Below are 25267 nucleotides of genomic sequence, written 5' to 3' on the forward strand. Positions count from 1 at the left end.
GTCCATCAGCTGGTCAAGGCGCCGATCGTGCTGGTGTGGGACCGGCTGAACACCCACGTCTCCCATGCCATGCGCGACCTGATCGATGCGCGGGACTGGCTGACGGTGTTCATCCTGCCCGCATACGCACCCGAGCTGAACGCGGTCGAGTACCTGTGGGCCCACGTCAAACGCAGTCTGGCGAACCTCGCCAATGTCGCCCTTGACCAGCTGGAGGCTGTTGTCCGTAACCGCCTCAAGCGATTGCAGTACCGCTCCGACATCCTCGACGGCTTCCTCACCGGGGCCGGACTCTCCCTCGACCTCCCACCGCCATCACCTTGAAGCGCCGAGGTCAGTAGGCACCGGTCCGCACGGTGCGTTCGTTGAGACGGCGGATCTCTTCGGCGGCAGCCACCGCGATCTCACGCGGCATTCGCTCCGTCAGCATTCGCGACCTCCTTGGCCTGTGCCCCATGCGGCGCAGGCCGGTGTCTCAGGCGTGGGCCGGAACGCCCGTCCATCGGCCACCGGGCCTGGCCAGCGGCTTCTCGGGCTCCGGCATCGCCTCGGGGACATCCTCATCCCGCCCGTCCGCCGCGACAGCGGCCCGGCTCACCGCCATGCGCAGGTCGGCCGCCGTTCGCGGCGCCTCGGTCGAGTGGACCGCGATGCGCGCGTACACACAAGGCCGGCGCAGGTCGATGCTCACCACGACGTCCGTGAACGGGCGCAGGGCTACGAAGTCCCGGCCGCCAGGATGGCGCCACACCCCCAGGCACAGCCGGCCGGGGACCAGCACGCCGCGTTCGCGGGCACCACGCAGAACCCGCCACGGTTCCCTGGTGATCGTGACCTTCTCCACCGCTGTCAGCGACACCCGGACCGGTCCCGACCGTGCCGCGAGCCGCTCCCACCAGCGCAGCCGCACCACCAGATCCGCGCCTTCGATCGTCAACCTGGCCATCGCCTCACACCCCCTCACCCGCGACAGCCTGCTGCTCCCCTTTCCGTACGGACGAGGCCGTCTCCATCGCCCTGGGCTCACCGGCACCGGAAGCGGGCGGGCCGATCTGCTCCGGCTGAAGGTGGGCCCGCGCTGCGAGCAGCGGCGCGCCGTGCCGCTCCGGCCGGTGACCCGCCGCATCCATGATCGGCTGGCGGGGCGTGTCGAGCGCGCCCGGCGGCGTGGGGATCAGACGGCGGGCCGCACAGCGCCCCACCCAGCGGCGCCCGCACTCGGGACACGGCGGCGCACCCGCGGGAGTGTAGGGCGAGTCCACGGCGATACCGTCCCGGGAGAAGTACTCCCAGTCGCGTCCCTCACTGTCACGGTAGTGCTGGACGTCGTAGTCGATGCTCCACTGGTGCCAGCAGTGGCCGCAGGTGAACTCCGCACGTTCCAGAGCCAGTTCTATGATCAATGTCGACACCTCCTCGGCCGACACACTTCACCCGCTTCAGCTCCCAGACCCGACGTACGGCCTCCGCCTGTCGGCATCCGGAAACACTCCCACCAGTCCGTATACATCTGAATAGCCCATCAAGCAACCCGAGCTTCAGGTTCTCTCAGAACCGATCTGGAGGTTTTCGTCTGGACCGGGGCAGGGCGTGGCCGTCAGTACAGGTGACGGGGCCGGAAGACGTACGGCGTCCAGCGGCTCACATGTGGCAATAGGGACTTCGGTCATGGCCGCAGACTACGACTCGGCCTTGTTGGTCCGCGCGGGCACCCCTTCCCCGCCGCGCCCGGCGGCTGCGCCCGCCATGGCCCCGGTGAACGCACCGAGCAGGCCACAGTCACGTCCGTCCCAGCCGTCTCCCGGCCGCTCAGCGGTCGGGACCCGGGCGTTTCACCGCTCGCAGGCGCCTGGTGATCGCCTCGGCGCGGCGAATCGAGCTCGTCCATGAGCTCACGGCCGGCCGCCCGGGCTTCGGCGAAGTCGTCGGCCTGGCCCCGAAGCCTGGGCTCCGGTTCGAACAGAGCAGCTTCGTCCTGGGCCGCTGCCCGGGGCAGCAGGGGCGCCGCCGCCCGCGCGAGATCGGCGCAGGACGGTAGGCGCCCGGCCCGGCTCGTCGTGTTCAGCTGGCCGTGGCCCACCGGGTGGCCCGCGCGCGCAGAGGGGAGACGACGGCGGCGTAGCAGTGTCCGGGTAGGTCGGCGACCCAGTCGAAGGTGTCAAGGGTGATGCCGTGCTGGGCCGCGGCGTGGAGCATGTCGGCCAGCAGTGCGGTCGCGGTGACCTTGTCCTGCTCGGTGCCGTGGTCCGGACGGCGCTCGGCGGCGGCGTTGACGCGGTCGGCCGGGGTGCGGTTCTTGCGGTCGGTGTACTCGTACACGCGCGGATGTCCTTGGTCGGTCGGGTAGCTGTCGGCGGTGGCCGGCTTCCGTTTCCGGCTGCCGAAACGGGTGAGGGAAGCGGTGCTGCGGGCCGCACTCCTGCCAAGGTGATGCAGCCCGGCCCCGGGCCGGTGCGCGCCCGCCCGCTGGCGGGCGGTCCTGGCCAAGCGGCGCGGGAGTGCGGCCGGCCGGGCACTGTTAGCCGCGGCCAGCCGCACCCGCAGGGGGTTACAGGGTGTGGGTGAGGCGGTCGGTCAGGAGACGGGTGAAGCGGGCCGGGTCGGGCAGGTCGCCGCCTTCGGCGAGCAGGGCGCTGCCGTGGACGAGTTCGGCGATGTCGGCGAGCGTCGGGTCGTCGGCTCCTGCCTGGTGGGCCTGGTGCAGGGCGGTGATGAGGGGGTGGGTGGGGTTGAGTTCGAGGATCCGCTTCACGGTGGGGAGGTCTTGGCCCATGGCCCGGTACATCTTCTCCAGGGTGGGGGTCACGTCGTGGGCGTCGCCGACCAGGCAGGCGGCGGAGGTGGTGAGCCGGGTGGAGAGGCGGACCTGCTTGACGTGCTCGGCCAGGGCGGTCTGCAGCCACGCGAGGAGGGCGGCGAAGTCCTGTTCGCGCCGGGCCTTGTCCGCCTTCGCCTCGTCACTGCCGTCGCCGTCGGCGTCGTTGTCGAGGTCGACCTGGCCCTTGGCGATGGACTGGAAGCGGTGGCCGTCGAAGGCGGGGATCTGGTCGGTCCAGACCTCGTCGACGGGGTCGGTGAGGATCAGGACCTCGTATCCCTTGGCGGTGAAGGCCTCCATGTGCGGGGAGTTCTCCACCATCTGGCGACTCTCGCCGGTCAGGTAGTAGATGGTGTCCTGGCCGTCCTTCATCCGCGCGACGTACTCGCGCAGCGTGGTCGCCTTCTCCGGGGCATTGGTGGACTGGGCGGAGACCAGCTCCAGCAGGGTGTCGGTGCTGTCGCGGTCCTCGATCAGGCCTTCCTTGATCACCCGGCCGAACTGCTCCCACAGCTTGGTGTAGGCGTCGGTGTTCGCGGCCTGCATGTCCTTGAGGGCGCTGAGGACCTTCTTGACGAGGCGTCGGCGAACCGCGGTGATCTGGCGGTCGTGCTGCAGGATCTCACGGGAGACGTTCAGCGAGAGGTCGTGGGCGTCGACGACGCCCTTGACGAAACGCAGGTAGTTCGGCATCAGCGCGTCGCAGTCGTCCATGATGAACACGCGCTTGACGTACAGCTGCACGCCCCGCTTGGTGTCGCGGGAGAACAGGTCGAACGGGGCGTGGGCGGGGATGAACAGCAGCGCCTCGTACTCGAAGGTGCCCTCGGCGCGCATGTGGATGGTCTCGGCCGGGGCCTGCCAGTCGTGGCTGATCTGCTGGTAGAACTCGTGGTACTCGGCCTCGGTCACCTCACTGCGGGGACGGGCCCACAGCGCCTTCATCGAGTTCAGCGTCTCCGGCACGACGGCGGCCTTCTCGTCCGTGGCGGATTCGGCGCCCGCCTCGACGGGCTCGGCGGCCATGCGGATGGGCCAGCGGATGAAGTCCGAGTACCGCTTGACGATCTGGCGGATCTTCCACGCCGCGAGGTAGTCGCCGAGCCCGTCCTCGCCGTCCGCCGGCTTGAGGTGCAGCGTGACCGAGGTGCCCACCGGCAGGTCGTCGGCCTCCGCGATCGTGTAGGTTCCCTCACCGTCGGACGCCCACACGGTGCCCTGCTCGGTGCCGGCGCGGCGGGTGTGCAGGGTGACCTTGTCGGCGACCATGAACGCGGAGTAGAAGCCGACGCCGAACTGGCCGATCAGGCTCTGCGCCGCGTCCGCGTCCTTGGCCTCCTTGATCTTGGCCAGCAGGCTGGCGGTGCCGGACTTGGCGATGGTGCCGATCAGGTCGACGACGTCCTCGCGGGTCATGCCGATGCCGTTGTCCCGCACCGTCAGGGTGCGGGCGTCGCGGTCGATGTCCAGCGTGATGTGCAGGTCGGAGGTGTCGACTGCGAGGCCGGTGTCGGTGAGGGATTCCAGGCGGAGCTTGTCGAGGGCGTCGGAGGCGTTGGAGATCAGCTCTCGCAGGAAGATGTCCTTGTTCGAGTAGATCGAGTGGATCACCAGCTGCAGCAGCTGGCGGGTCTCCGCCTGGAACTCCAGTGTCTCGGTCGGGCTGGCCACGGGAGGCGTCTCCTTCATGTGCGCGTAGTGGAAAGGGTTCGGGTCGGGTCGACTTGCCGAGGCCGGCCGGGTGTGCCGCGTGGCCGGCCCCGGGGGTGTTCAGGTGTGGCTGAGGGGCTGGTAGGGCTGCTCAGGGCGGGCGTGGCCGGGGCGGGCGGTGCCGTAGCAGGACAGGAAGAGCTTCCAGCCGTCGCGGCACTCCAGCGTGGCGCCGTAGCGGACCAGGGGCGGGTGCTGTACCGGTCGACGCGAAAGAGATCACTGGACGCCTCGCCGGCCGTGGCGGCGGCGACCAGGGCCTGCTCGACGAGGGCCACCGTAACCGGCCCGCCCGTCAGGTCCGGCACCTCCACAGCCTCGGCGCCGCCGTCGTCGGTGGTGGGGGCGGGGCCGTCGGCACCGGTGATGGACCACCACACCTGCCGACCGCCTTCGAGGGTCACGGTCAGTCCGCAGTGGCTGTCGTCGTTACGTCTGTCGGCGGCAGCGATGCCCGGTATGCCGGGGGCGCGTGTGATCAGCGGCTGCTGCAGGTCGGCTGGAGTCATGGGCGACGACTGGGGTCAGGGACGACGCGGCGCCCTCACGGGGGGTGGTCTTCACGTCGAGGGCCTCAGGGCCTCTCAACTCGCGCTTTGCGGGCCGGGCAGGCTTTGCGACGGTGAACAGGGCCGCTGACGTGCGGGCCACAGCCCGGCAGGGTCGCGGCCGGGGTGCTCACGGGCCGGCCGGGGGTGTGCGGCGCTGCCGGTCGCTGTCGACACGAAGCTGTTCGGTTCGGGCGGTGAGCTCATCGAGGCGGTCGGCGATCGTCGGGTGGTCCGCCTCCAGGAGGGGCCGGGTCTCGGCGAGCGGGGCGAGCAGGCGGGCGGGGTCGTTGTGCCCGAGCGCGTCCAGCAGGCGTTCTATGGCAGGGGCCGCCGAGGTGGTGAGGTCGTCCAGGGCGCCGATCTGTCCGGCGAGGCGGCGTAGGTCCGCGGCGTTGTCGCGGGCCCAGGTCGTCACCGCGCGGTCGGCGGCGCGCTGGTCGCGGGTGGCCTGGACACGCTGCTCGCCGGTGCTGCCCGCCTCGGTGCCAGCATCGGCGTTCGGGCGCATGCGCAGGTAGCGGCGCTCGGCGGCCTGGCGGCTCTGGACGCCCATCGGTTCGGCGAGGTCGGCCCAGGTGGCGCCGGCGCCGCGGGCCGTCTCGATCAGACCGGTCTCCCAGCCGGCGAGTTCCTCGCGAAGGTGGCGCAGCATCAAGAGCGCGGACAGGGCATGGTGCGGGTCGCTCTGGCCCGCGTCGTCCGGGGGTGCGTGGCGGGCGGTGCGGGCGGCGGCGTCCATCATGCCCAGCGCGGCGGCGGCGGCCAGGAACGAGGCTGGCCCTACCCCGGCCGCGCCGGTGTCCTGCGTATCCATGTCGTCACTCTTTCGCTGACTGGGTGTTTGTCATCGCCTGGACGACATGCTACAACGGTTCGTGTCGCGCCGCACCGGTGCGAACAAGACCTTCTGGACCGGAGGTGTCCGACGATGTCCATGCCCACTGCGGTGACCCACCAGGCGCCCCTCGGGTCCTGGTCGCGGCCGGCCCCGATTCCGATGGACGCCTGGCGCGAGGACGAGCGTTTCGTGATCGCACTCGACCTGCCCGGCGTTGCGCTGGAGGCGATCGACGTCGACGTGCTGGGCCGGATGGTGACCGTGAAGGCCGAACGCCGTCCCGCCCCGCGCGGCGAGGGCGCGCGCACCCAGCTCGCCGAGCGGACCCACGGGGTGTTCGAGCGCCGGATCCAGCTGGCCGGCAGCCTCGACCCGGGCCGTATCGCGGCCCACCTGCAGGACGGCGTCCTGACCCTCACCGCCCCCGTCGCCTCGGCCTCCCGGCCCCGCAAGATCACCGTCCAGGCCAGTGAGGCCGGCCAGTCACCCGAGGAGAGCGGCCAGGCCGTTGTCGCGGCGGCGTGAACCCGCGCGAGGCCGACGCCCCGCCGGTCAGGGCTACGGATACGGCGCGGCGCGTGGCGCTGGCGGGCTCGACCTGGACGCCGCCCCGCAGTTGCGGGCAGGCCGGGGTGGTGCCGGACCTGCCGCAGGTGACGTTCGCCGGCTGCCGGGCTCTCGGTGCGCCGATCGCCGCCCGCACCCGCGCCGCGGGACCGGCCGCCCGTCCGCGCTGCGCGGCACCCCGACGCCGGCGGCCCGGCCACTGAAGGCCACTGACACCGGGGCCCTGTCCCCAGGACGCCTGACCATCCGCTCTGTCATCCATCCGGCGACATGTGCGACTTGTCGCTGGGAAGGTGACATGCTATGAGGGATGTGTGAGCGCGTCGAAGTCGCCCGTTGATTCGACGAGGAGGTACTCGACGATGTTGATGCGCACTGACCCGTTCCGCGAGCTGGACCGACTCACCCAGCAGTTGTTCGGCACGACCGGCACCTGGTCGCGCCCGTCCGCGATGCCGATGGACGCCTGGCGCGACGGCGACACGTTCTACGTCCAGTTCGACCTTCCCGGCGTCAGCCCGGACGCGATCGACCTGGACGTCGAGAAGAACGTGCTCACCGTCAAGGCCGAGCGCCGTCCCACGCAGCGCGGCGACAACGCCGAGGTCCAGCTCTCCGAACGCCCACTCGGGGTCTTCTCCCGGCAACTGTTCCTCGGCGACGCCCTCGACGCCGAGCACATCACCGCCGCCTACGAGGCAGGCGTACTCACCCTCACCATCCCGGTCGCCGAGACCGCCAAGCCCCGCAAGATCCAGATCAGCGGGGGCAGCGACCGCAAGGAACTCCAGGCCTAACCACCCGTCGGGCCTGGTGCCCCAAAGGAAACGGTGCCGCGCGGACGGAACGGTCCACCCTTCGGCCGCCCGCGCGGCACCCCGACCCGAGACCCTGCGCCGAACGGCGCAGGCCACGAATCTCCAGGCCCGACCTTGGCCCTCGGGCCTGGAACCCAAGGAAAACGAAAGGGTCGGGTGCCGCGCGGAACCACGGGCTTCTTCCCGGGGCCCCGCGCGGCACCCCCAGTCAGCCGCGAGGTGCGCGCCATGACCGCGCAGACCACCGAAGCCGTGGACAAGGCGTTCTGGGACCTGATCTGTAACGACCCGGACCTCCTGGACGCCGCCTTCCACTCTCTCACCGACCTGCCGGCCGAGCCGACCGGCCCCGGCGACCGGCCGCCCACCGGCGGACCGGGCGACGCGAACCACCACCCCCGGCCTCGAACGTCGGACGCACAGGCCCCGCCCGCATCCCTTGACCACAGTCCGCGAAAGGTCACGGGGCGGGTCCGCTCCCCGCCGCGCCTCGGGCACCGGCGGCAGGGGATCCCACGGGTTGGAGGTGGACCGGAGTGAGCATCCCCCGAGATGACCCCTACCGGGTGCTCGGGCTTCCCCACGGCGCGACCCGGGACCGGATCGCAAGCGCCTACCGCGCCCTGGCCCGGGCGCTGTACCCGGACACCAACCCCGACCAGCCGCCGCCGAGCAACTCGCCCGCGTCATCGACGCCCACCCCCGCCTGACCGGCGCCCCGGACCGCCATGGCCGACCGGTCCGCACGCCGGCCCCGCAGACACCAGCCGTTCGGCCGCCGGTCACCTATCCGGAGCAGCCGCACGGGGCGACGGTTGTCGCGGGCCCTGTCCGCATCAGCCCCCCGCCCCGATGCCGGGCAGGCCCGGCCATCCGCCCGGCTCCCGGCCGCTTGACAGCTGGGAGCCGGGCTGGCTTCGTTTCAGCCGGTCGCGGTCCGGGGCGACGTCACCGCTCGGACGCGCCGGATGATCGGTCAGCGTGCCGGTTGAGCTGACCCATGAGCCCGCGGTTGGCCGCCCTGGCGGCGTCGAGGTCGTCAGCTGGTCCTGGAACTTGAGCTCCAAGACGACGACTTGCTGTTCCAGGGCGGCGATCCGGGCCTTGAGCTATTCGGTGTCGTCCGCCCCGTCGATGCCCACCTCGCGCCAGACCTGCTCGCCAAGCGCTTCGCTGAGCCGCTGCTCGAGGCGACGGACCCGGGCGGCGGGGCACGCCGCGCGGGCGTCGCCGGTCGCGAGGTCGGCCTTGAGGAAGGCGCGGCTGACGGCCGGACCGTGGCCGCCGGGGGTGGTGGCCAGCTCAGCGCCTTGTGGATCTGGGTGAGGAGGTCGCGGTAGCGGCAGAGGCAGGCGCGGTCGCCGCCCGCGCGGCGGGCGATGGCGGTGACGCCGATCTCGGTGCCGTTCTTCGCGGCGTCGGCGAGGGCGGCCAGAACGCGCCAGCGGCGTCGGCCGGTGCGGTCACGGGCGTTGCGGGCGGCCAGGAACAGCTTCACGAACTCGCTGTCGGTGGCCCGCTCGCCCACCTTGCGCGGAACCTGCACCGGTGCCGGGGCCGCATCCGGTAGCCGGTCAGCTCCTCGCCACGGGCCCGCTGCGGCAGGTCCCCGTCGTCCGCCACCTCGTACATCTGGGCCATCACCTGCGAGGGCACCGCCTTCGCGGTGATGCCGTGGAGCAGGAACTGGCGCACCCCGGTCAGGACGTTCTGAATCCGGGCCGGCCCGCGCACGGCCTGAGCGCCCGGCCCTGGGTACACCAGTCCGTTCCCCGCCGGGCGGTCGATGCCCGTGATCGCCCCTGGTCCGGACTTCAGCCAGACGATGAACAGCCCGAGGCCAACGCCGGGGAGCAGGTGCCGATGGTCGACGGCTCTCCGATCCCCGGCCCTTCTCGCCGGGGATGACCCGTAGCCATGCGAAGGTCCGGTCCCTCCCCCACTCTGGAACGGAGAGGGGGAGGCGACGGAGGGAGTAATGGGATGCAGATCGTCGTGGACCTCACACGCTGCCAGGGCTATGCGCAGTGCGTGTTCCTCGCGCCGGAGGTGTTCCAGCTGCACGGGGAGGAGGGGCTGCTGTACGCCCCGGCCGTTCCCGACGACCAACTGGAGCGCGTGCGCCAGGCTGCGGCGGCGTGCCCGGTCCAGGCCATCGTTCTCGGCAAGGAGGTGAGCCCCGATGGCCGCTGACCTTCGAGAAGGCCGGATCGTCATCGTCGGCGCGTCGCTGGCCGGGTTGCGGGCCGCCGAGGCGCTGCGCGAGGAGGGCTTCACCGGCTCCCTGACCGTGGTCGGGGACGAGCCCCATCCGCCCTACGACCGGCCACCGCTGTCCAAGCAGGTCCTGCTCGGCCAGGTCGCGGCGGAGTCCACCGCTCTGCCGATGCGCCGGGACCCGGACGCCGACTGGCGGCTCGGGGTCCGTGCCACCGGCGTGGACCCTCTCGGGAAACGGGTGGTGCTGGCCGACGGCGAATCGCTGCCGTTCGACCGGCTGCTGATCGCCACCGGCACCCGGGCCAGGCCCTGGCCCAAGGCGGAGGAGGCCGCCCTGGACGGAGTGTTCACCCTGCGCACCCGCGAGGACGCCGCCGGGCTGGCCGAGCGGCTGGCCGCGGGGCCGCGGCGGGTGCTGGTGATCGGCGGGGGCTTCACCGGCTCGGAGATCGCCTCCGCCTGCCGGGAACGCGGTCTCGACGTCACGGTCACCGAACGCGGCCCCGCCCCCCTGGTGGGCGCGCTCGGCGGCACCCTGTCGAAGCTCGCGGCCGCCATGCAGCGCAACCACGGGGTGGACCTGCGCTGCGGGGTGACCGTCACCGCCCTGCGCGGCGACGGGAACGGCCGGTTCACCGGTGCGGACCTGTCCGACGGCAGCCGCGTGGACGCGGACGTGTGCGTCGCGGCCCTGGGGGCGGTCCGCAACGTCGAATGGCTGGCGGACTCCGGACTGGCGGCAGGCCCGCGCGGGATCGCCTGCGACGCCGGGTGCCGGGCCTTCGACATGTACGGCATCGTCACCGACGACGTCTTCGTGGCCGGTGACGTCTCCCGTTTCCCCCACCCGCTGTTCGGCTACCAGATGCTCTCCCTGGAGCACTGGGGCAACGCGGTCGCGCAGGCCGAAATCGCCGCCCACAACATGGTCAATCCCGGACCCCTGCGCCGCCCGCACCTTGCCCTCCCGACGTTCTGGTCGACCCAGTTCGGGCTCAACATCAAGTCCGTGGGCGTGCCCACCTTCTCCGACCACGTGGTCATCGCCCAAGGCACGCTGGAGGAGCGTCGCCTGGCGATGGTCTACGGCTACCAGGGCCGGGTCACGGCCGCGGTCACCGTCGACATGGCCAAGTCACTCGACTACTACACCCGTCTGATCGAGACCGCCGCCCCCTTCCCGCCCGCGCCCGGCGCGTCCGACCGCCCGCTCGCGGCCGAGATCCCGCTCCCCTCGGACGTGCCGGATCCGAAGGGGCTCTCCCACGGCCCCACCGTCGCGCTCACCGGCCACCTGCCCGACCGCCGACTGACCGTGGTACAGCCCACCTGACCCACACCCCGCCCAACCACGAGGAGCCCCACCCCATGGCCGCCGCCGACACCCTCCTGGAACGGATCACCGACTACGCCAACCGCCCCGACCCCTACCCGCTCTACACGGAACTGCGCGAAGCCGGTCCCGTCGTGCGGCAGGCCGACGGCAGCTACCTGATCGGCACCTACCACGAGATCACCGCGCTCCTCCACGACCCACGCATCAGCGCCGATCCCCGCAACCTCGCCACCCCGCCCGAGGGGGCGCCGAAGCCGCCGTTCCTACGACTCGACGACCCCGAGCACCACAGACTGCGCAGCCTGGCCATGCGGCCGTTCGGCCCGCCGCACAGCCCCGGCCGCATCGACGCCATGCGCGGCCAGATCACCGAAGTCACCGAGGAACTGCTCCAGAACCTCCAGGACCGCACCCCGATCGACATCGTCGACGACTTCGCCTACCCGCTGCCCGTCACCGTCATCTGCCGACTGCTCGGCGTCCCCCAGGAAGACGAACCACGGTTCCGGCAATGGTCCGACGCGATCGTCGCCTCCGCCGACGTCAGACCCGACGAGGAGTCCTCCGCCGAGCGGGACCGGGCCGGCGAGCAGGCACGGATCGAGATGGGCCAGTACCTGGTGAATCTCGCCGAACAACGCCGCGACCATCCCACCGGCGACATGCTCTCCGCCTACATCAACGAACCCGACCCGGCCATGCGGCTCACCCACGAGGAACTCGCGGAAACCGCCGTACTGCTCCTCATCGCCGGACACGAGACCACCGTCAACCTCATCACCAACGGAGTCCTCACCCTGCTACGCCACCCCGACCAACTGGACCGGCTGCGCCGCGAACCCGTCCTGCTACCGGCCGCGGTGGAGGAGCTGCTGCGCTACGAGCCCCCGGTCCACATGCGGCAACGCATCCCCCTCGCCGACGTGGACATCGCCGGCACCACCCTCCCCAAGGGCACCTCCGTCGTGCTTGCGCTGGCCTCCGGCAACCGCGACCCCAAGCGTTTCCACGATCCCGACCGGTTCGACCCCACCCGCCCGGACCACCAGCACCTCGGCTTCGGCAGCGGCGTCCACCTGTGCTACGGCGCACCACTCGCCCGCATCGAAGCCCAGGCCGCGCTCGGCGCACTGATCCCCCGCCTCACCAGCGCAACCCTCCTCCAGGACCCACCCCCCTACCGGCACGCCGCCATGCTCCGCGGCCCCCGCCACCTCCCCGTCCGACTCTGACCGCGACGTTGCCTGCGACCTGCTCTGGCGCCTGCGCAAAGTCTCCCCAACACTGCGGGCGCCGGAGAAATTCGGGCAGAATATTTGACCTGCCACCTTTTGGACGCGAACATGCCAGGCGGGAGGCGTCTCGCCCAGGGCGGCGGCCAAGGACCTCAGGCCCAAGCGTGTCGTGGGCACGGTGCCGCACGGCCGCTGTTCGAACCGGGAGTCCACCGGGTCGTAGCTGTTGAACCATGCCCGCAGCTTCCGCCTGGCCTACACCAGCGCGGCCACGGCCTCATGGCTGACCGCGAGGCGGCTGTGTTGGCGTCGTAGCTGGAGGAGATCGAGCGTCGGCAGCAACCCGGCAGCTTCAGCGCCGATCACATCCGGTAACCGGCAAGCAGGCCGCCTCAACCGGCCGCGATCACCCGTCGGGTGATGTTGCGGGCCATCGCGCCGAAGACGATCGCGTGGAACGGAGCCACGGCCCACCAGTAGGCGTGCCCGGCCAGCCCGCGGGGGTGGAACACGGCGCGCTGGCGGTAGAGCGTTCCGCCGGCGCCGTCGGGGGCCACGGAGAGCTCCAGCCAGGCCAGTCCGGGCAGCCGCATCTCCGCGCGCAGCCGCAGCAGCCGTGGGCGGTCGATGGCCTCCACCCGCCAGAAGTCCAGCGAGTCGCCCACCCGCAGGCGAGCCGGATCGCGCCGCCCGCGCCGCAGGCCGACTCCCCCGGCCAGCCGGTCCAGCAGGCCGCGCAGCGCCCACGCGAGCGGGAAGGAGTACCAGCCGTTGTCCCCGCCGATGCCCTCCACCACTCGCCAGACGGTCTGCGGGTCCGCGGCCACGCGGTGCTCCCGCACGTCCTGGTAGAGGCTGCCGCCGGCCCACTGCGGGTCGGTGGGCAGCGGGTCGCTGGGCGCGCCGGGCAGGCTCGCGCAGGACCAGCGGGTGGCGACCTCGGCGTCCCGGATCCGCCGCTGCTGTTCGCGTCGGGCCTTGTCCCTTTCGGCCTCGGCGGGGTTGTGGCAGATGATCCAGCGTCTGCCGGGGTCGGAGTCCAGGCGGACCTCCTTGACCCGCAGGTTGTCCCGAACGTGCTGGTAGCGGCCCTGCCTGGCGAGGGCCTCGGCGGCTTTCGCGGAGCCCTCGCGCATCTTGACGCCGCGGATCCCGACGTGGCGTCAGACGCGTGCGGTGAGGCCTTGCAGCAGGTAGTGCAGTCCCGCGTCGATGGCCGCCTCCCGCTCCGCGGGCGAACGGCCGGGCTGGAGGTTGAGCAGGATCGTGGCCAGGCCGTGGACGGTGGCCCAGCTGGCCATGACCGCGGCGTCGGTCTGCTCGGCCGGCAGCTCGCCGGTCCGGGTCAGTCGCTGCAGTGCGGCAATGAGCAGCGCGTCCGGCTTCGGGCGCTCGTCGGCGTCCAGCTTGTCCTTGCCGTGGCCGGGGGTGCCGACTCCGGCGGGGTTGTCGTCCATGGCCGTCCGGAACAGGCCGGGTTGGGCGAGTGCGAAGTGCACGTAGGCGCGGCCGACTTCGCGCAGGTGGGCCTTGGCCGCCTCGCGTGGGTCGGCGGGTTCGTCGACCTGGGCGAGGTGGACCAGCATGGCGGCCGCCATCTCGCGCAGGGCGTGCTGCGCGACGGCGGCCTTCAACTCGGCCAGCGTCTTGAAGTGCGCGTACACGGCGTTGGGCGCCACGCCGACGGTGCGCGTGACCTCCCGCAGCACGATCGCGTCGGGCCCGTCTTTGCGGGCTAGCTCCGCCCCGGCCTCGACCAGCGCAACGCGCAGGTCACCGTGGTGGTAGCTGGAGCGGGTGGGCGTCGAGCGAGTGGCCATGTCGTCGATCCTGGCATGAACGATCTCCTCCAGCCAGCGTGTCATCGCGCAACGTGTGGTCCGTCAAGCAGGGTTCGCTCCAGCCTGGTCGAGGGGGGAAAGGCGCAGGCCGGGGAGGTTGCGGCGGCGGATCATGAGTTCCGCGACGACGATGTTGGGCAGCCAGCACAGGAACGGGACGGCGGCGTAGGCGTTGTCGAACATCTGCTGACCTGTGGCGTGGCTTCCGGCCACGGCCTGGACCCCGATGAGCAGGCCAAGCCAGAGACGCAGCGTAGGAGCAGCGAAGGTCAGCGCGAAGCTGCGGATCATCCATGCCCGGTGACTGGCAAGGTCGCGCTGCCGGATCGCGCGGTAGCCGCGGTAGGAGGTCCAGGCCCACAACACCGCCAAGCTGCCGAAGCCGAAGAGGCCGACCAGTCCGGCCTCGCTGACGAACGACATCACGAACGCGGCGACCGAGCCGAAGGCGATGGACACCAGGTAGGTACGTCCGATCCAGCGGTGCAGGCCGGGCCGTCGCCGCCGGATCGCCCGGACGAACTGGAACGGCCCGACGGACAGCGCCAGACCCGCGAAGACGATGTGGGTGTAGAAGGCGATCTGGACCGGCAACGCGCGGTTGGCGTAGTTGTTCGCCAGCCCGACGTGCCGGGCGCCGAGGGACTGCAGGCTGCCGGTCGCGTACTGGCCGACGAAGTAGCCCGTGATCGCGAGTGAGAGCACGGTCATGAAAGTCCAGTTGACCCGGCGGGTGCCTCGGCGCCCGCCCTTGGTCACGGGTGGTGTTGCTGTCGGTGCGGTGGTCACGGCGGTGCCTTTCCGTGTGAAGGCGTGGTGCGAAACCATCCATCTGGACAGTGTCCAGATGGACACTGTCCAGATTAGGGAGCGGGCTCTCGGCACGTCAATGCACGGAGATGAGCGACAGTCAGGCTCTGGGCGGCGCGGTCCATCCGGACAACCCCCGCCGGACCCGTCTGGTCGAGGAACAGTCGCGGACGGCGAGGAGGCCGGCAGGCGCCCGACAGATGGTCAGTTGACAGGCCGCTCGTAGCCGATGGCCGCCAGGGCCTCCTCGGCGGCCTGCTGGTCCTGCTCGTAGCTGCCGCCGGAGATTCCGAGGCCGCCGACGCACCGGCCGTTGTCGATGATCGGGTAGCCGCCGCCGACCGCCATCAGGCGCGGGTGGCTGGCCAGCGGCGCGATCTTCGGGTTGGCCAGGTAGTCGTTCCACGCGTGGGTGGGGGTCTGGAAGGAGGCCGCGGTCCATGCCTTGTCGAGCGCGACCTCGGCGGTGAGGAAAGGTGTGTCGTCGGCGCGGTCGAACGCCTTCAGGTGTCCGCCCGGGTCGGTGACGGCGACGGCGGCCGTGAAGCCGATCCGGGCGGCGGCCGTGTGCACCGCCGCGATGAGTGCGCCGGCGGCGGCCTGGGTGATCGTGGAGGCGGGAGCTGACTTCTGGAGAGTGTCAGTGCTCATGAAGGGTTTCCTCCTGGGCTGGGCGGTGCTGGTGGCGCTGCAGCGATCCGGGCCGGGTCACCGCAGCGGTGAGGCCGGGGTGGGGATGACGCGGGTGACGACGGACTTCTCGGGGATCAGCAGGCCGTGGACGACCGGGCCGATCTCGTTCTTCCAGCGGTCGTGCTGGTAGACCGCCGCATCCAGGGCCTCGCTCTGGGCCTCGTCCTCGAAGCGGCGGATCCACACGTAGCCGTCCTCGTCCTCGGCGTCGACGAAGGAGGCGGTCACGTCCATGCCCAGCGAGGCCTGGAACGGGATGACCACGTCCTCCATGTAGCGCACCCACTCCTCGCGGCGCCCGGGCTGGGCGTGGTAGCGGCGGATCTCGTAGTACACGGCCTACTCCAAACTGCTTGTGGTGATGGTCAGTTGGTGACAGTCAGGACGAGCTTGCCGCGCGTGCGACCGGCCTCGCCGCGGGCGTGGGCCTCGCCGGCCTGCTCCAGCGGGAAGGTCTCCTCCACCTCGACAGCGACCTCACCGGCGTCGATCAGGCCGGCGATCGTCGTCAGCGCGGCGCCGTCCGGCTCGACCAGGAACGGAGTGACCCGCACACCGGCCGCCTCGGCGGCCTCGGCCAGCTCCGGGGAGACGCCGGCCGGGATCGCGACCAGCAGGCCGCCGGGGCGCAGCACCTTCAGCGAGCGGGTACTGGTCTGGTCGTGCGCGTCGCCCACCAGGTCGATGACGACGTCGACGTCCCTGGTGGCATCCTCGAAGCGGGTGGTGGTGTAGTCGATGGTCTCGTCGGCGCCGAGCTCCTTGAGCCAGGGGTGGCGGGCGGCGCTGGCAGTGGCGATCACGTGGGCGCCCAGGTGGCGGGCGAACTGGACCGCGAAGTGGCCCACCCCGCCGGCGGCGGCCGTGATCAGAACGCGCTGGCCGGCCTGCACGTGGGCGGTGTCGACCACGGCCTGCCAGGCGGTCAGCGCCGCCAGCGGCACGGCGGCCGCGTGCACGTGGCCAATGGTGGCCGGCTTGCGTGCCCACTGCCGGGCCGGGGCGGTCACGTACTCGGCGTAGGCGTTCGCGACGCGGGGGAACCAGGGCATGCCGTAGACCTCGTCGCCGACCTTCAGCGTGGTCACACCGAAGCCGACCTCCTCCACCACACCGGACACGTCCCAGCCGAGAGTGAACGGCGGCTCACCCAGCAGGCCCGCCATACCGGTGCCACCGCGGGTCTTCCAGTCCACCGGGTTGATCCCCGCCGCGTGCACGCGGACCAGCACTTCGGTCGGCAGCGGCACCGGGCGCGGCACCCGCTCGACCCGCAGCACCTCCGGGCCGCCGAAACCGTCCTGGACCACCGCGCGCATCATGTCTGCGGACATGCGTCATCTCCTGAAAGAGCACTCTGTGGAAGGCCGTTGGCAGCCTTCCCTCGACGTCGACGACGCTATCCCCGTGGGTATAGTTACCTTCAAGGTCCAGTACTTCCCATCGGGAAGTGACCTGGCGAGGAGAGTGAGCATGACGACCACCTGCCCCAGCGGCCAGCACTCGCACCACGACGTCTACGCCGCCCAGTGCCCTTGTCGCACCCTGTTGGACCTGCTCGCCAACAAATGGTCCGCGCTGGCCATCGGCGCCCTCGAAGCCGGCCCCCAGCGCTTCGGCGAACTCCAGCGCAAGCTTCAAGGCGTCAGCCCCAAGGTGCTGACCCAGACCCTGCGTCGCCTGGAGGACTTCGGCATCCTCGACCGCACCGTCTACCCCGCCGTCCCCCTGCACGTCGAATACTCCCTCACCCCGCTCGGCCAGAGCGCCGCGATCCCGCTCAACGCACTCCGCTCGTGGGTCGAGGACAACATCGACCACGCCTACCGGCCGGAGCCGGTCGCATCCTGAGGCCGTCACCTCCGCGTGGCAGAGCAGCGCCTCTCGTGCGGACCTTGCCCCGAGGACCTGCGGGACACCAGCATCGTCCTCGGCGCTTTGGTGCCGACTCGGGAGAACAACGGACCAGGTCCCACGCAAGTGAGTACACGGGTGTCGTCTCCCTGGCTGTCGGAGCGGGCAGTCCATCAACGGATGGCCCGGCCCTCCGGCCGAGGACCGCAAGAGACGGCTCGCACCGCGATGCCGTGAATGATCTTCGGCTCGTCGTTGCAACAGCGGCTACACCTATCGTTGGTCGAAAGGCAGCCGAGGCGGAACGTGGAGGCAGCGATGCGGGTCGTGTTCGTGCATGGGGCGTGTGTGCGGGACGGGTCGTGGTGGTGGCACCGCATGGCTGAGTTGCTGCGGGAGCGACGGGTGCTGAGCGTGTCGCCGGCGCTGCCGAGCTGCGGCGAGGCGGGCCTTCCCGGGGGCCGCGGCGGTCCAGGGCTGTCCGAGGACGTCGCGGCGGTGCGGCAGGTGCTGCTGGACAGCGATGAACCCACTGTTGTGGTCGCCCACAGCTATGGCGGCATCATCACCGCGGAAGCCGCCGCGGGTGCCGGGTCGGTCCGCCACCTGGTGTTGATCTCCAGCTACCTGCCCGAGGTCGGGCAGAGCCTGTCGGACTTCGGGGACGGCAGCCCCGCCTCGTTCCTCGACATCGACTCCGCCACCGGCACCTTCGGGGTTCGCCCCGAGCGACTCGTGGACACTTTCCTGCAGGACTGCGATCCCGAGATCCAGGCACACGCGGCGGACCACCTTGCCCGGCAGAGCGTGCAGGTGACCAGGCAGCCGGTCGGGGCGGCCGCATGGCAGCAGGTGCCCTCGACCTACCTCGTCTGTGCCCAGGACCGGGGCACCCCGCCACGCCTGCAGCGCGACTTCGCCCGCCGAGCCGGCAGTGTTGTCGAACTCGACGCCGGCCACCACCCGTTCCTGTCCCAGCCCGACACAGTCCGGGACCTGCTGCTGAGCCTGTGACGGCAGCGGAAAGATCATTCACGGAATCGCGACCAGAACCCAAGAAATCCCGGCCGACGGACCAGTTGACGCCCAGCTGTCCGACCTCAGCCGGTCGAGCCACTCGCCCAAAAGGTGCGGTTCCGCGCTGCTCAACGTCGTCTGCTCGGGCAGCAGAGCGCGCAGGGTCCGGGCGGCGCCGGCAGGGGCCCGTGCCTGCACGGCAGGCTGCGGGTGGATAACGGCGGTGTCGGCGACCGGTCACTCGATCACCACCCTCCAGCTCAAGCCGGCCTCGACCGCCGGCCCGGCCGCCAGCCCCTCGCCCGCCGCTCCGACGACCGCGCCCGCCGCCCCGGCGAGCGCGCCCACCGGCGCGCCGAGCAGCGCCGCACCGGTCGTCCGGGCCTCCAGCACCGTCAACAGCCGGGCGCAGGCGGCGGCCGCCGCCTCCTCCGGCCCGCCGGCCCCCAGCGGCGGGCAGGCCGGCCAGAACCTGGCCTCCACGGGGCGAGCGATAGCGTCGTCTACGGAGCCGTCGGCGGCCTGGCGGCCATCGCCACCGGCTCCGTGCTGGTGCTGCGGGGACGCCGCCGCAGGGGCGCCCACGGCAAGTGACGGCCGCGCGGAGGCCGTCGGTCTCCGCGCCGACCGGGGCCACGCCCACCTCGAACCCGTCGCCGAGCTATCGCCGAACCCACCTTCCCTCCTGCCGGTCGGCGCCTGACCGGAGCGGGCCCGGCAGCCCCGGCCGCGAGGAGCCCCGCCGACCCGATCGGGGCTTGCTCCACCGGGCGCGGCGACGGCCCCGGCGCTCGGCCCCGTTCGAGGCGCCGCGGCCCGCCCTGGTCGGCCGTCAGCTCGGAGCGCCTTGCGTCCACCGCGTGAGCACCGCGTACCGTTGGCCCGCACCGACCGGCCGTGACCTGGCGTTTCCGGTTGGGTTGCCTGTGTTGTCACCGTTGCCTGCAAGGAGCAGTCCCCTGAGTACGTCGTTCGCGGAAGCGCTCTCCATCGGGTTGCTGGCGCTGGTGCTGATCTGTGCGGTGGTGCGGCCGTGGGGGTGGCCGGAGGCGGTGGTCGCGGTGCCGGCCGCCGGGCTGGTGATCGCCACCGGCGCGATCTCGCCGGCCCACGCGGCGGCCGAGGCCGAGCGCCTTGGGCCGGTGATCGGCTTCCTCGCCGCGGTCCTGGTGCTGGCGCAGCTGTGTGACGACGAGGGCCTGTTCCGGGCCTGCGGGGCGTGGATGGCCCGGACGTCCGCCGGGAGCCCGCGGCGGCTGCTGGCGCAGGTGTTCGTGGTGGCTTCGGTGGTCACGGCGGTGCTCAGCCTGGATGCGACCGTGGTGCTGCTGACTCCGGTGGTGTTCGTGACCGCGGCCCGGCTGGGTGCGCGGCCCAAGCCGCACGTCTACGCCTGCACGCACCTGTCGAACACGGCTTCGTTGCTGTTGCCGGTCTCCAACCTCACCAACCTCCTGGCCTTCGCCGCCAGCGGGCTGAGCTTCACCCGGTTCGCCGCGCTGATGGCGCTGCCGTGGCTGGCGGCCATCGCCGTGGAGTACGTGGTGCTGCGCCGGTTCTTCGCAGCCGACCTGGACGCGGGCGCCCCGGCCTCGGACGAGGTGACGGCACCGGAGATGCCGCTGTTCGCCCTCGTCACCGTCGCCTGCACGCTCGCGGGGTTCGTCCTCACCTCGATCATCGGGGTCGATCCGGCCTGGGCGGCCCTTGCCGGAGCCCTGGTGCTCGCCGGCCGAACGCTGGTGCGGCGACGCACCACCCCGGTGGCGATCGTGCGCTCGGCGGCGGTGCCTTTCCTGGCCTTCGTGCTGGCGCTCGGCATCGTGGTGCGGGCCGTCGTGGACAACGGGCTGGCTTCCGCGCTCGGGCACCTCGTCCCCCACGGCTCCTCGTTGCCCGCGCTGCTCGGTACGGCGGCGCTGGCGGCGGTGCTGGCGAACGTCATCAACAACCTGCCGGCCACCCTGGTGCTGCTGCCGTTGGCCGTCCCGTCCGGTGCCGGGGCGGTGCTGGCGGTGCTGCTCGGAGTGAACATCGGCCCCAACCTCACCTACGCCGGCTCGCTGGCCACCCTGCTGTGGCGGCGCATCGTCCGCGAGCACGACACCGACATCGGCCTGGGCGAGTTCACCCGGCTCGGGCTGCTCGTCGTGCCCGCCGCCCTGGTCGCGGCCGTGGTGGCACTGTGGGGGTCGCTGCAGGTCTTCTGAGCACGAGGAGCACCCGGACCATGAGGAGGATGAGCCCGTGACCGTCGTCGTCTGGATCACCGAGGGCACCTGGCCCGCCTGTGTGGACGCCGCCCGCGCGCACGCGCCGCAGGGCGCGCAGATCGTCCTGCTCCACGTCAGCGGCCAGGAGGTGCCGGGTGTCGCGCACGGCGCGTTCGCCGGGCTGCTCGGCCGCGGCCACCGCGAGCGGGACCCGGGCACCCGGGTGGAGACCCTGGCGGCGGCCTCCGCCCGGCACCTCCTGGACGCCGCGACCGAGCGCCTCGGGCGGCCGTGCGCCCGCACGGAGCGCACCGGACGCGTCGAGCGCGAGGTCGTCGCGGCCGTCGAGGGCGCCGAGTTGCTCGTCCTCGCCCGCGACGGCGACCGCACCCGCCTCGGGCCGCACAGCCTCGGCCCTGCGACCCGTTTCGTCGTCGACCACGCGCCCTGTCCCGTGTTGCTGGTCTGGCCGGAACCGGCACCGGACACCGCGACCATCCCTCCCCCGCCCGACCGGCCCTAGGGTCGTGCGGGACCGGCCGGACCGGATCCCCCGGCCCGGCGGGCGGTGGCGGTACTCCCGTTCAGTGCCCGACGTCCGGGTCCGGGTAGGAGAGCCGGTACCGGCCGCCCGCCGCCAGGCGGACTCGCACGCGCCGCGGGTCACCGGTGACCGCGGCGGCCAGCCGGCCCTCGTGGTCGGTGAGGACGGCCAGGCCCTCGCGCGCGGGCAGGTGCAGGTCGACTGTCGTGTCCCGGGCCGCCCGCAGTTCGGCTCCGGTCAGCAGGGCCCGGCGCCAACTCAGGCCGGCTTCTCCCACCCCGCGTTCCGCCACCACGCCGAACGCGTCAGCCGCGCGATCCTCGACCGGTACGCCCCGCACCCGGCCGTCATCGGCTTCCAGGTCGACAACGAGCCCGGTCTGCGCCTGCCGCACAACCACGGCGTCTTCCAGCGCTTCGTCGACCACCTGCGGCACACCTACGGCGACGTGGAGACCCTCAACCGGGAGTGGGGCCTGGTCTACTGGTCGCACCGGCTCTCCACCTGGGCCGACCTGTGGCGGCCGGACGGCAACCAGCAGCCGCAGTACGACGTCGTCTGGCGGGCGTTCCAGGCGCGCCAGACCACCGAGTTCGTCGCCTGGCAGGCCGGCATCGCCCGCGAGTACGCCCGGCCCGACCAGTTCGTCACCACCTGCCTCGCCTACCAGCACCCCGCGATGGAGGACGACGAGATCACCGACGCCCTGGACGTCACCGCGGGAAACCCCTACTACGACATGCAGGACGACCTCGCGCTGCCCGACCCCACGCCCGAGGAACACGAGCAGCAGTGGAAGACCAGCGGCGTCTGGGCCCTGTACCAGAGCGCCGACCGGATCTTCTCCTCCCGTCAGGAGCCCTTCCTGGTCACCGAGACCAACGCCCAGGCCATCAGCGGCACCTCGGACAACCGGCCCGCCTTCGACGGCCAGTGGCGGCAGGCCGCCTGGGCCCTGGTCGCGCGCGGTGCGCGGATGACCTCCCGCTGCGCACCGTCCCGGGCAGTCCGCTGGAGCTCCCGGCGGGCTCCATCGCGACCCGCTGGGGCGAGGGCCTGACGGCCACCGACGTGACGGTGCTGGCGGGTACGACCACCCGCACTTCGGCCGCTGGTCCGCCGTCACCACCCGCGCCCACGGGGCGGGCCGGGTGACCTGCGTCGGCACCGTGCCCGGGCGTGACCTGGCCCGGGCGCTGGCCGGCTGGCTGGCGCCCGCCCCCGCGAGCGGCTGGCGCGATCTGCCCGTGTCCGTCACCGCGACCACCGGTACGGCCCCCGACGGGCGACGCGTCCACGTGGTGCACAACTGGAGCTGGCAGCCCGCCAGAGCCCAGGCTCCGGTGGACCTGACCGACGTACTGGGCGGCGCCTCGGTGCCCGCCGGCGGGTCGGTCTCCCTCGGCGCCTGGGACGTCCGGGTCTTCGTCGCGGGCTGAGGTACGACGCGAAAGGGGGCGGCGGGACCCGTCCGGCCCACCGCCCCCGCTCTCTCCTCGGCGGAGCGTCCGCTACGCCGCCGAGAAGCAGTAGACCGTCGTCGAGCGGTACTGCTCGCCCGGGCGCAGGACGGTGGAGGGGTACTCGGGACGGTTCGGCGAGTCCGGGAAGTGCTGCGTCTCCAGCGCGACGCCCGCGTACGCGCGGTAGGGGCGGCCGGAGCGGCCGGTCAGCGAGCCGTCGAAGTGGTTGCCGGTGTAGACCTGGAGCCCCGGCTCCGTCGTCAGGCACTCGACGCGCCGGCCGCTCGCCGGGTGGCTCAGCACGGCTGCCCTCCTGAACCCGTTCCCGGCGAGCACCCAGTTGTGGTCGAAGCCCGCGCCCGCCCGGCGGATCTGCGGGTCCGCGTCGGCGACGCGCTCGCCGATCACCGTCGCCTCGCGCAGGTCGAACGGCGTGCCCGCGACCCGGGCGACCGGGCCGATCGGGATCAGCTCCGCGTCGACCGGCAGGTATCCCGGGGCGTCCACCCGCAGCAGGTGGTCGAGCACCGTTCCGCCGCCCTCGCCGACCAGGTTGAAGTACGCGTGGTTGGTGAGGTTGACGACCGTCGGGGCGTCGGTGGTCGCCCGGTAGCCGATCCACAGCGCACCGGCCGGGTCGAGCAGGTACGTCACCTCGACGGTGAGCGCTCCCGGGAACCCCTGGTCGCCGTCGGGGCTGTGCAGCCGCAGGCGCACTCCGGCCCGCCTTCCCTCCCTGACCGGCACGCCGTCCCAGACCCGGGTGGCGAAGCCGTCCGGGCCGCCGTGCAGGGTGTGGCCGGCCGCCTGGGTCGGCAGCCGGTGCGTCGTGCCGGCCACCGGCAGGACGCCGCCGGCGATCCGGTTGGCGTAGCGGCCGACCGTCGCACCGAAGTAGGCGGCTCCGCCGAGCAGGTCGTCGACGTCGTCGCAGCCCAGGACGACGTTGGCGAGCCGCCCGTGCCGGTCCGGCGCGTGGAGGGCCTGGAGACGGGCGCCCAGACTGAGCACCTCCGCGGTGACGCCCTCCGGGGAGCCGACCGTCCAGCGGGTGATCTCCCGGCCGTCCGGCAGTGTTCCGGCGATGTCCTGGAAGACCGTCAATTCGCCCTCCGACACGAGTGCTTCTCTCGGCACGGGCTTCTCCGTTCCATGCGGGACTCGGATGGGAAACAGCGACGCCCGCCCGGGCGGGCGGGCGTCGCCGGTACGACGGGCGCCGGGTCAGAGCCCCTGGGCCAGGCGGTGGTAGGCCTGGTTCCATCGGAGTTCCTTGGTGAACCGGCGGATGTTGGTGTCGTCGTCGATCACCAGCAGTTCGACGCCGAGCATCTCCGCGAGGTCCTCCAGCTCCTCGGTGCCGAGCGCGCCGGAGAGCACGGTGTGGTGTGGTGCGCCGGCCGTCAGCCAGGCCTCGGTGGAGGTGTGCAGGTCCGGACGCGGCTTCCAGACGGCGCGGGCGACGGGCAGGTTGGGCAGCGGCGCCGGCGGCTCGACCACGTCGACCTCGTTGGCGACCAGCCGGAAGCGGTCGCCGAGGTCGGCGAGTCCGACCACCACCGCGGGGCCTGGTTCGGCGTCGAAGACCAGGCGGACCGGGTCCTCGCGCCCGCCGATGGCGAGCGGGTGGATCTCGCAGGAGGGGGTGCCGGCCGCGATGCTCGGGCAGACCTCCAGCATGTGGGCGCCGAGGATAAGCTCGCGGCCGAACTCCAGGTGGTAGGTGTAGTCCTCCATGAAGGAGGTGCCGCCGGGCAGTCCGGTGGCGGCCGCCTTGAGGGTGCGCAGCAGGGTGGCGGTCTTCCAGTCGCCCTCGCCGCCGAAGCCGTAGCCGTCGGCCATCAGCCGCTGTACGGCGAGGCCGGGCAGTTGGCGCAGTCCGCCGAGGTCCTCGAAGTTGGTGGTGAAGGCCCGGAAGCCGCCCTGGTCGAGGAAGCCGCGCAGGCCGAGTTCGATCCGTGCCGCGTAGCGCAGTGACTCGTGGCGTTGTCCGCCGGCCCGCAGTTCGGGTGCGAGGCGGTAGACGTCCTCGTACTCCTTGACCAGCGCGGTGACATCGCCGTCGTCCGCCGCGTCGACGGCGGCGACGAGGTCGTTGACGCTGTAGGTATTGACGGAGACGCCGAAGCGCAGCTGGGCCTCGACCTTGTCGCCCTCGGTGACGGCGACGTCGCGCATGTTGTCGCCGAAGCGGGCGAGCTTGAGGCCGCGCAGTTCGGCGCGGCCGGCGGCGGCGCGGGCCCAGGTGGCGATCCTGGCGGACACGGCGGGGTCGGTGACGTGTCCGGCGACGGTCTTGCGCGGGACGCCGAGGCGGGACTGGATGTAGCCGAACTCGCGGTCGCCGTGGGCGGCCTGGTTCAGGTTCATGAAGTCCATGTCGATGGTCTGCCAGGGCAGTTCGACGTCGGCCTGGGTGTGCAGGTGGAGCAGCGGCTTCTGCAGGGCGTCGAGGCCGGCGATCCACATCTTCGCCGGGGAGAAGGTGTGCATCCAGGCGATCAGGCCGATGCAGTCGTCGGCGGAGTTGGCTTCGAGGCAGACCCGGCGGATCGCGGCGGCGTCGGTGAGGACGGGCTTCCAGACGATCTCGACCGGTACCGCGGCGTCGCCGTCCAGGGCCTCGGCGATCCGCCGGGACTGCTCGGCGACCTGGCGCAGCGTGTCCTCGCCGTAGAGTCCCTGGCTGCCGGTCAGGAACCAGACCTGGCGGCCCTCCAGTGGCTTCTTCATGGGGTG

At 72.1% G+C, this 25267-nt stretch carries 27 protein-coding genes and 2 pseudogenes; 14 read left to right on the forward strand and 15 right to left on the reverse strand.

Going from position 1 to position 25267, the window contains the following annotated elements; all coding sequences use genetic code 11:
• Window positions 1-324, forward strand: a 324-nt coding sequence (locus ACH4E7_RS25870; protein ID WP_396251429.1) for a transposase, incomplete at its 5' end; no start/stop codon positions are given.
• A 151-nt stretch (window positions 325-475) separates the two neighbouring features.
• Here ACH4E7_RS25870 and ACH4E7_RS25875 read toward each other — a convergent pair.
• The 5 genes from ACH4E7_RS25875 to ACH4E7_RS25895 all read right to left on the reverse strand — a co-directional run bounded on the left by ACH4E7_RS25875 (window position 476) and on the right by ACH4E7_RS25895 (window position 5893).
• Window positions 476-946, reverse strand: a complete 471-nt coding sequence (locus ACH4E7_RS25875) for a hypothetical protein (RefSeq protein ID WP_396251430.1) — start codon at window positions 944-946, stop codon at window positions 476-478.
• A gap of 4 nt (window positions 947-950) precedes the next feature.
• Window positions 951-1412: a hypothetical protein gene (locus ACH4E7_RS25880; RefSeq protein WP_396251431.1), complete on the reverse strand. Its 462-nt coding sequence runs from the start codon at window positions 1410-1412 to the stop codon at window positions 951-953.
• Window positions 1413-2061: 649 nt separating this feature from the next.
• Window positions 2062-2319: a hypothetical protein gene (locus ACH4E7_RS25885; RefSeq protein WP_396251432.1), complete on the reverse strand. Its 258-nt coding sequence runs from the start codon at window positions 2317-2319 to the stop codon at window positions 2062-2064.
• Window positions 2320-2548: 229 nt separating this feature from the next.
• Window positions 2549-4489, reverse strand: coding sequence for a molecular chaperone HtpG (gene htpG / locus ACH4E7_RS25890; RefSeq protein ID WP_396251433.1), 1941 nt, complete (start codon window positions 4487-4489; stop codon window positions 2549-2551).
• A gap of 717 nt (window positions 4490-5206) precedes the next feature.
• Window positions 5207-5893: a type III effector protein gene (locus ACH4E7_RS25895; RefSeq protein WP_396251434.1), complete on the reverse strand. Its 687-nt coding sequence runs from the start codon at window positions 5891-5893 to the stop codon at window positions 5207-5209.
• Between the two features lie 114 nt (window positions 5894-6007).
• Here ACH4E7_RS25895 and ACH4E7_RS25900 point away from each other — a divergent pair, with 114 nt between their 5' ends.
• The 5 genes from ACH4E7_RS25900 to ACH4E7_RS25920 all read left to right on the forward strand — a co-directional run bounded on the left by ACH4E7_RS25900 (window position 6008) and on the right by ACH4E7_RS25920 (window position 8642).
• The gene (locus tag ACH4E7_RS25900; RefSeq protein WP_396251435.1) at window positions 6008-6442 is read left to right on the forward strand and encodes an Hsp20/alpha crystallin family protein; all 435 of its coding nucleotides are present in this window, start codon (window positions 6008-6010) and stop codon (window positions 6440-6442) included.
• A 404-nt stretch (window positions 6443-6846) separates the two neighbouring features.
• On the forward strand, window positions 6847-7281 hold the full coding sequence (locus ACH4E7_RS25905) for an Hsp20/alpha crystallin family protein (protein ID WP_396251436.1): 435 nt from the start codon (window positions 6847-6849) through the stop codon (window positions 7279-7281).
• A 249-nt stretch (window positions 7282-7530) separates the two neighbouring features.
• Window positions 7531-7842, forward strand: a complete 312-nt coding sequence (locus tag ACH4E7_RS25910) for a hypothetical protein (protein ID WP_396251437.1) — start codon at window positions 7531-7533, stop codon at window positions 7840-7842.
• The gene (locus ACH4E7_RS25915) at window positions 7839-8012 is read left to right on the forward strand and encodes a DnaJ domain-containing protein (RefSeq protein WP_396251438.1); all 174 of its coding nucleotides are present in this window, start codon (window positions 7839-7841) and stop codon (window positions 8010-8012) included. Before ACH4E7_RS25910 ends, ACH4E7_RS25915 begins: the two co-directional genes overlap by 4 nt.
• Window positions 8013-8378: 366 nt before the next feature.
• Window positions 8379-8642, forward strand: a complete 264-nt coding sequence (locus ACH4E7_RS25920; protein WP_396251440.1) for a hypothetical protein — start codon at window positions 8379-8381, stop codon at window positions 8640-8642.
• A 154-nt stretch (window positions 8643-8796) separates the two neighbouring features.
• Here the strand turns inward: ACH4E7_RS25920 and ACH4E7_RS25925 are convergent, their stop codons facing one another.
• The gene (locus ACH4E7_RS25925; protein WP_396251441.1) at window positions 8797-9063 is read right to left on the reverse strand and encodes a hypothetical protein; all 267 of its coding nucleotides are present in this window, start codon (window positions 9061-9063) and stop codon (window positions 8797-8799) included.
• A 222-nt stretch (window positions 9064-9285) separates the two neighbouring features.
• On the opposite strand from ACH4E7_RS25925, the gene ACH4E7_RS25930 reads away from it, so the two are divergent.
• Genes ACH4E7_RS25930 through ACH4E7_RS25940 form a run of 3 tightly spaced genes read left to right on the forward strand, consistent with a single transcriptional unit; the run spans window position 9286 to window position 12090 of the window.
• Window positions 9286-9495, forward strand: coding sequence for a ferredoxin (locus tag ACH4E7_RS25930; RefSeq protein WP_396251442.1), 210 nt, complete (start codon window positions 9286-9288; stop codon window positions 9493-9495).
• Window positions 9485-10855 carry an NAD(P)/FAD-dependent oxidoreductase gene (locus tag ACH4E7_RS25935; RefSeq protein WP_396251443.1) on the forward strand — a complete coding sequence of 457 codons (1371 nt, stop codon included), beginning with the start codon at window positions 9485-9487 and terminating at the stop codon, window positions 10853-10855. Before ACH4E7_RS25930 ends, ACH4E7_RS25935 begins: the two co-directional genes overlap by 11 nt.
• A 35-nt stretch (window positions 10856-10890) precedes the next feature.
• Window positions 10891-12090, forward strand: a complete 1200-nt coding sequence (locus ACH4E7_RS25940; RefSeq protein ID WP_396251444.1) for a cytochrome P450 — start codon at window positions 10891-10893, stop codon at window positions 12088-12090.
• A 395-nt stretch (window positions 12091-12485) separates the two neighbouring features.
• On the opposite strand, the pseudogene ACH4E7_RS25945 reads toward ACH4E7_RS25940, so the two are convergent.
• The 6 genes and pseudogenes from ACH4E7_RS25945 to ACH4E7_RS25970 all read right to left on the reverse strand — a co-directional run.
• Window positions 12486-13052, reverse strand: a pseudogene (locus ACH4E7_RS25945) (DUF2867 domain-containing protein); the annotation flags it as partial.
• A gap of 204 nt (window positions 13053-13256) precedes the next feature.
• Window positions 13257-13913 carry a TetR/AcrR family transcriptional regulator gene (locus ACH4E7_RS25950; RefSeq protein ID WP_396251445.1) on the reverse strand — a complete coding sequence of 219 codons (657 nt, stop codon included), beginning with the start codon at window positions 13911-13913 and terminating at the stop codon, window positions 13257-13259.
• Window positions 13914-13976: 63 nt separating this feature from the next.
• Window positions 13977-14645, reverse strand: a complete 669-nt coding sequence (locus tag ACH4E7_RS25955) for a DUF2306 domain-containing protein (protein WP_396251446.1) — start codon at window positions 14643-14645, stop codon at window positions 13977-13979.
• A gap of 303 nt (window positions 14646-14948) precedes the next feature.
• Window positions 14949-15395 carry a heme-binding protein gene (locus tag ACH4E7_RS25960; protein ID WP_396251447.1) on the reverse strand — a complete coding sequence of 149 codons (447 nt, stop codon included), beginning with the start codon at window positions 15393-15395 and terminating at the stop codon, window positions 14949-14951.
• 57 nt (window positions 15396-15452) lie between these two features.
• Entirely contained in the window at window positions 15453-15773 is a 321-nt protein-coding gene (locus ACH4E7_RS25965; RefSeq protein WP_396251448.1) for an NIPSNAP family protein, read from the reverse strand.
• A 29-nt stretch (window positions 15774-15802) separates the two neighbouring features.
• Entirely contained in the window at window positions 15803-16771 is a 969-nt protein-coding gene (locus ACH4E7_RS25970; protein ID WP_396251449.1) for an NADP-dependent oxidoreductase, read from the reverse strand.
• Between the two features lie 139 nt (window positions 16772-16910).
• Between ACH4E7_RS25970 and ACH4E7_RS25975 the strand changes: the two genes are divergently transcribed.
• The gene (locus tag ACH4E7_RS25975; protein WP_396251450.1) at window positions 16911-17288 is read left to right on the forward strand and encodes a winged helix-turn-helix transcriptional regulator; all 378 of its coding nucleotides are present in this window, start codon (window positions 16911-16913) and stop codon (window positions 17286-17288) included.
• 321 nt (window positions 17289-17609) lie between these two features.
• Complete coding sequence (locus ACH4E7_RS25980) at window positions 17610-18305, forward strand: alpha/beta fold hydrolase (RefSeq protein ID WP_396251556.1); 696 nt, start codon at window positions 17610-17612, stop codon at window positions 18303-18305.
• A 240-nt stretch (window positions 18306-18545) separates the two neighbouring features.
• Here the strand turns inward: ACH4E7_RS25980 and ACH4E7_RS25985 are convergent, their stop codons facing one another.
• A complete protein-coding gene (locus tag ACH4E7_RS25985; RefSeq protein ID WP_396251451.1) occupies window positions 18546-18791 on the reverse strand; it encodes a hypothetical protein in 246 nt (81 codons plus the stop codon).
• 476 nt (window positions 18792-19267) lie between these two features.
• Here ACH4E7_RS25985 and ACH4E7_RS25990 point away from each other — a divergent pair, with 476 nt between their 5' ends.
• The 3 genes and pseudogenes from ACH4E7_RS25990 to ACH4E7_RS26000 form a co-directional block, all read left to right on the forward strand.
• On the forward strand, window positions 19268-20518 hold the full coding sequence (locus ACH4E7_RS25990) for an arsenic transporter (RefSeq protein WP_396251557.1): 1251 nt from the start codon (window positions 19268-19270) through the stop codon (window positions 20516-20518).
• A gap of 37 nt (window positions 20519-20555) precedes the next feature.
• Window positions 20556-21044 (forward strand): universal stress protein, encoded by a 489-nt coding sequence (locus ACH4E7_RS25995; protein ID WP_396251452.1) that lies wholly within the window; start codon window positions 20556-20558, stop codon window positions 21042-21044.
• Between the two features lie 271 nt (window positions 21045-21315).
• Window positions 21316-22504, forward strand: a pseudogene (locus ACH4E7_RS26000) (beta-galactosidase); the annotation flags it as partial.
• 72 nt (window positions 22505-22576) lie between these two features.
• Here the strand turns inward: ACH4E7_RS26000 and ACH4E7_RS26005 are convergent.
• Window positions 22577-23665 (reverse strand): aldose epimerase family protein, encoded by a 1089-nt coding sequence (locus tag ACH4E7_RS26005; RefSeq protein WP_396251453.1) that lies wholly within the window; start codon window positions 23663-23665, stop codon window positions 22577-22579.
• 87 nt (window positions 23666-23752) lie between these two features.
• Window positions 23753-25261, reverse strand: a complete 1509-nt coding sequence (araA, locus tag ACH4E7_RS26010; RefSeq protein ID WP_396251454.1) for an L-arabinose isomerase — start codon at window positions 25259-25261, stop codon at window positions 23753-23755.
• Between the last annotated feature and the right edge of the window lie 6 nt (window positions 25262-25267).

Source organism: Kitasatospora sp. NPDC018058 (assembly GCF_044327205.1).
Lineage (GTDB): Bacteria > Actinomycetota > Actinomycetes > Streptomycetales > Streptomycetaceae > Kitasatospora.